The sequence below is a fragment of the Flammeovirga aprica JL-4 genome (assembly GCF_012844305.1).
Classification (GTDB): Bacteria; Bacteroidota; Bacteroidia; order Cytophagales; family Flammeovirgaceae; genus Flammeovirga; species Flammeovirga aprica.
In genome coordinates, this window is sequence record NZ_JABANE010000220.1 from 1 (window position 1) to 4,728 (window position 4,728).

General features: G+C 29.0%; 11 protein-coding genes. All 11 read right to left on the reverse strand.

The window, feature by feature from the left end:
* Positions 1–308: 308 nt before the first annotated feature.
* On the reverse strand, positions 309–1,148 hold the full coding sequence (locus tag HHU12_RS33085; RefSeq protein ID WP_169661007.1) for a cysteine peptidase family C39 domain-containing protein: 840 nt from the start codon (positions 1,146–1,148) through the stop codon (positions 309–311).
* Positions 1,126–2,070, reverse strand: coding sequence for a hypothetical protein (locus HHU12_RS33090; RefSeq protein ID WP_169661008.1), 945 nt, complete (start codon positions 2,068–2,070; stop codon positions 1,126–1,128). The genes HHU12_RS33085 and HHU12_RS33090 overlap by 23 nt, the downstream gene beginning before the upstream one ends.
* 185 nt (positions 2,071–2,255) lie before the next feature.
* Positions 2,256–3,230: an ATP-grasp domain-containing protein gene (locus tag HHU12_RS33095; protein ID WP_169661009.1), complete on the reverse strand. Its 975-nt coding sequence runs from the start codon at positions 3,228–3,230 to the stop codon at positions 2,256–2,258.
* Positions 3,231–3,287: 57 nt separating this feature from the next.
* Entirely contained in the window at positions 3,288–3,416 is a 129-nt protein-coding gene (locus HHU12_RS35735) for a hypothetical protein (RefSeq protein ID WP_262889453.1), read from the reverse strand.
* Between the two features lie 26 nt (positions 3,417–3,442).
* The gene (locus HHU12_RS33100; RefSeq protein WP_169661010.1) at positions 3,443–3,580 is read right to left on the reverse strand and encodes a hypothetical protein; all 138 of its coding nucleotides are present in this window, start codon (positions 3,578–3,580) and stop codon (positions 3,443–3,445) included.
* A 29-nt stretch (positions 3,581–3,609) separates the two neighbouring features.
* Complete coding sequence (locus HHU12_RS33105) at positions 3,610–3,747, reverse strand: ComC/BlpC family leader-containing pheromone/bacteriocin (protein ID WP_169661011.1); 138 nt, start codon at positions 3,745–3,747, stop codon at positions 3,610–3,612.
* 29 nt (positions 3,748–3,776) lie between these two features.
* Positions 3,777–3,914, reverse strand: a complete 138-nt coding sequence (locus HHU12_RS33110; RefSeq protein WP_169661011.1) for a ComC/BlpC family leader-containing pheromone/bacteriocin — start codon at positions 3,912–3,914, stop codon at positions 3,777–3,779.
* A gap of 29 nt (positions 3,915–3,943) precedes the next feature.
* Positions 3,944–4,081 (reverse strand): ComC/BlpC family leader-containing pheromone/bacteriocin, encoded by a 138-nt coding sequence (locus HHU12_RS33115; RefSeq protein ID WP_169661011.1) that lies wholly within the window; start codon positions 4,079–4,081, stop codon positions 3,944–3,946.
* A 29-nt stretch (positions 4,082–4,110) separates the two neighbouring features.
* Positions 4,111–4,248: a ComC/BlpC family leader-containing pheromone/bacteriocin gene (locus tag HHU12_RS33120; RefSeq protein ID WP_169661011.1), complete on the reverse strand. Its 138-nt coding sequence runs from the start codon at positions 4,246–4,248 to the stop codon at positions 4,111–4,113.
* Positions 4,249–4,277: 29 nt separating this feature from the next.
* Complete coding sequence (locus HHU12_RS33125; protein ID WP_169661011.1) at positions 4,278–4,415, reverse strand: ComC/BlpC family leader-containing pheromone/bacteriocin; 138 nt, start codon at positions 4,413–4,415, stop codon at positions 4,278–4,280.
* A 29-nt stretch (positions 4,416–4,444) separates the two neighbouring features.
* Entirely contained in the window at positions 4,445–4,582 is a 138-nt protein-coding gene (locus tag HHU12_RS33130; RefSeq protein WP_169661011.1) for a ComC/BlpC family leader-containing pheromone/bacteriocin, read from the reverse strand.
* Positions 4,583–4,728: the final 146 nt, after the last annotated feature.

Below are 4,728 nucleotides of genomic sequence, written 5' to 3' on the forward strand. Positions count from 1 at the left end.
ATTCATCAAATGTTTTTCGTAGATTTGCTACTGAGTTAAGGCTCATGAAAAGTTGTTTGTTTTATTTTGTAGGAAATTTAAAATAACAACTTTTCTTCCTTTTTAGAAAGTTATCCAATTATCATCGGGTAGAGTAATCTTTTCTTTGTTCTTTATAATAATTTATGATGTAGAAGGATATGCAGGAAATAACAAGGAAGAAAAGAAAGATTTGAGGTGAATAGTTTAAAAGTAAAATGGAATAAATAAGTAACGTGATTCCTGAAACAATAGCTTTAAGAGATAACTTAGATACCAACTCCTCTATTCTATATATGATCATCTATCCTAAGTAAAATATCTGAAGTTATTTTCATATCAAAAAACGATAAAGGCAATGAAACTAGCTTCTTTAAAAATTCACTTATAAACTTTATATTAAAATTAGTACTTAGCTCTATGTAAATCTTATTCTGAAAGTATTCTATCAGGTTTGAAAATGAAAACAATGCTATTTGGATCCCAATGATATAAAAGACATATAGTTTATTTTCATCATTTATACCTTTATCAATAATAAATTCATTTAGGAATGGATTTACTACTGAGATCATCAGCAAACCTATCATCAGTGAAAAAACCAACAATAGTTTAAACTTCATTTTCTCAAAATATTTACTGAATAATATCTTCTCGTTGAATGATTTTTCCCCTACGATATCTTCTTCAGTAAAATGTTCATTAGGCTCAATAAATAGTACAATACCTTTATCTTCCTTGCTCCAATACTTCTTAAATTCCTCTTTTGTTAAGGTAAATATCTTATGGCCAGGATCTGAAATAATGATTTCACCCTTTTTATTTAGTCCTAAATAAATAACATAATGATTTTCTCTCCAGTGCAATATGGAGGGAGGAAAATCATTTGAGATTAGTTGGTCCACCGTCACTTTAGCTGGAAGAGTATCAAACCCCAACTCTTTTGAAGCACTGATTAAATTATTAAAGCTTACTCCATTCTTATTGATGTAACAGATCTTTCTTAAATATCTAATATCAACCTCTTTATTATAGAAGGAGCAAATCATTCGTAGACAAGTTGGACCACAATCTGAGGTCTCTAACTGTCTATAAAATTCAAATATTTTACCATTTAATTTTATATTCATTATTACCAGTTTTTATTAAGTCATTACTAATCATAAGGTTATATCTCAAAGGATTATGCTTTACATCAATAATTTTGTCATTATTTGCTGTCCACAATTCTTGAAAAGATTTTGTTGATATAACATCTAAAATATTGTCTGTATTAACATTCCCAAATACAGTATCATTCTTGATACAGTTTTTAATATTACCAGCTTTATCAATAGATATTTTCTTATTATAATATGTATTATATTTTAAACTTTCGTAATAGAATTCAATACAATTGACAATAGTATTTTCTTTATTGTAGCCATTAATTTGGGTGATATTTTTGGTTGTGTATAGAATATCTCCTTCTGTAACATCTTCACTAAATCCATAAAAAACCATCTTATTGATTATAGGATATTGCTCCTTTAGGGATACGATACTATCATGGGCATCTCTATCATATGGTAGTAATATGGAAATATTCCTAACGCTAGAAGTAGATAAATAATAAAGTACCTTTCTTAACTCGTATAGATTATTTGAACTAAACTTAGTAAGCCTTAACTCAATAAATTTAGTATTTAGTTTATTCAAATTATCAACTAATTTCAGTAAAGAATATGCTTCAAATCCATATTCAATAATTGCATTATTTATTATTTCTGGTGTTTCAAACTTATTTTCGATCTCTACAAAAACCTCTTTTTCATTGCTGATAAAACCAAAATTATTTTTAAGCACGAAGTCGATATAAGAGTTGATAGCGTCTACTTCTTCTGTATATTTATTCAGTATATAACCTATTGAATTAACTTCTAACTCTTCTAAAATCGAATACATTTCATTAGGAATAAACTTAATATTCCCTCTATGTAAATCACAAATAACACTTTTCTCTTTGCCTTTTACAACCTTGCAAAAAGCATAAATATTTAAATAACTAATCATTGTTCTTATTGTAAAAAGTTGAAAAATTGGAGATGGGTTTATATAAATTATAAACCATATAATTATTACTAAAGTGTTTTTTACTTTTAGTATAGAATGTGTTTGTATATAACTCTCCCACATTATCTACCTTTTCAGAAGACATTAACCTATATGTAAGAGGAAGTTTACGTAAATCTGATTCGTTAAATACTGACTGTTTCTTTTTCATCATTTTCTATTAGCCAATCTGCTATTTTTTCGTCCAAATAATAATTACATCTAAAACCTGGTGCACTGTATTGTCCCACAGGGTTAATTTCAAGCATTATATACTCATCATCTTGAGTTTTTATAACATCAAGTGAACCTGTATTTAAATTTATAGACCTCATAAAATCATCTAATTGTGCCTCGTATTCAGGAGGAAGCTGGTATGGGACCCAATTGATAATTTCTGATTTAAAATATTTTTTGATATCAATGTTTTCAGTATCATTATTCACTAAAATAGCGGTAGAGTAAAACTTTCCATCTAAGTAGAAAACTCTGATTTCATATTTTCTCTCTATGCATTCCTGAAATAAGGTCAAATTAAATTGCTCAGGTATATCTGATAAATCATTGAGTTTCTGGGTATAGATACTATAAGCATAATCATCCTCTATAAAGTATGAACTATGTCTAATTGGCTTTATTACAAGCTCATTATCAAGAGTCTTTTTGAACTTTACTAAATCAGACTTATTGTTAGTAATAATTGATTTTGGCGTTCTTAGTCCAAATTGCTCAGACAACAATGTTACTTCTGGTTTTTTCAGCGAAATAGAATTGTAATGAGGCATCCACACTTTATCATCGAAAACTCTTTTCAAAAATGTAATGGTATCTTCAACCTCATATTTAATTTCATGATTTATCTGGTGTAAATGATTAGTGTTTTCGACTTGTAAACCTAAATGAGCTTCAAACCTTCTATACCATATTACATTTATTCGGTCAGTGTAATCAATATCATTAATTAATAGTCTTTTGTTATTGATATCTATAAGAAACTTACTTCTATTATTAACAATATCTTTAATCGTTATTTTAATATAATCAGCTTCTTTATAGATGAGCCAATCAATTACAGGGTCTGTCCCTTGCTCATATTCGTCGTATGAAAGAATTAGTATCATAATATTTAGTATAAAAAGGAGAGGAGTTATTCAACTCCCCTCTGAGTTCTTAATAATTTATCCATCGTGATGCTCTGAGTCTACATCATTTTTCTTACTGCACTCTGCGGCAATATTGCCACCTGTGATTACTTCTAATGACTCTGAGTTTAACTCATCAATGTTCTTAATAAATTGCTTTTTCATTGCTATTTAATTTTTAGATGAACTTACTATTGATGTGAAATATCGTGATGCTCTGAATCAACATCCTTTTTCTTACTACATTCGGTCGCAAAACTGCCACCTGCGATTACTTCTAATGATTCTGAGTTTAACTCTTCAATGTTCTTAATTGATTGCTTTTTCATTATTCTTTAATTTTTAGATTATGAATTTATTATTGTTGTGAAATATCGTGATGCTCTGAATCAACATCCTTTTTCTTACTACATTCGGTCGCAAAACTGCCACCTGTGATTACTTCTAATGATTCTGAGTTTAACTCTTCAATGTTCTTAATTGATTGCTTTTTCATTATTCTTTAATTTTTAGATTATGAATTTATTATTGTTGTGAAATATCGTGATGCTCTGAGTCAACGTCCTTTTTCTTACTACACTCTGTCGCAAAACTGCCACCTGTGATTACTTCTAATGACTCTGAGTTTAACTCCTCGATGTTCTTAATTGATTGCTTTTTCATTATTCTTTAATTTTTAGATTATGAATTTATTATTGTTGTGAAATATCGTGATGCTCTGAGTCAACGTCCTTTTTCTTACTACACTCTGTCGCAAAACTGCCACCTGTGATTACTTCTAATGACTCTGAGTTTAACTCCTCGATGTTCTTAATTGATTGCTTTTTCATTATTCTTTAATTTTTAGATTATGAATTTATTATTGTTGTGAAATATCGTGATGCTCTGAATCAACATCCTTTTTCTTACTGCACTCGGTCGCAAAACTGCCACCTGTGATTACTTCTAATGACTCTGAGTTTAACTCCTCGATGTTCTTAATTGATTGCTTTTTCATTCTTCTTTAATTTTTAGATTATGAATTTATTATTGTTGTGAGATATCGTGATGCTCTGAATCAACATCCTTTTTCTTACTACACTCTGTCGCAAAACTGCCACCTGTGATTACTTCTAATGACTCTGAGTTTAACTCCTCGATGTTCTTAATTGATTGCTTTTTCATTCTTCTTTAATTTTTAGATTATGAATTTATTATTGTTGTGAAATATCGTGATGCTCTGAATCAACATCCTTTTTCTTACTGCACTCGGTCGCAAAACTGCCACCTGTGATTACTTCTAATGACTCTGAGTTTAACTCCTCGATGTTCTTAATTGATTGCTTTTTCATTCTTCTTTAATTTTTAGATTATGAATTTATTATTGTTGTGAAATATCGTGATGCTCTGAATCAACATCCTTTTTCGGTGATGGCTATTTTAGGTTGATCTAGCTACATCCGTTACTAAAATTACCACATTTATAGTAATGTTTTTC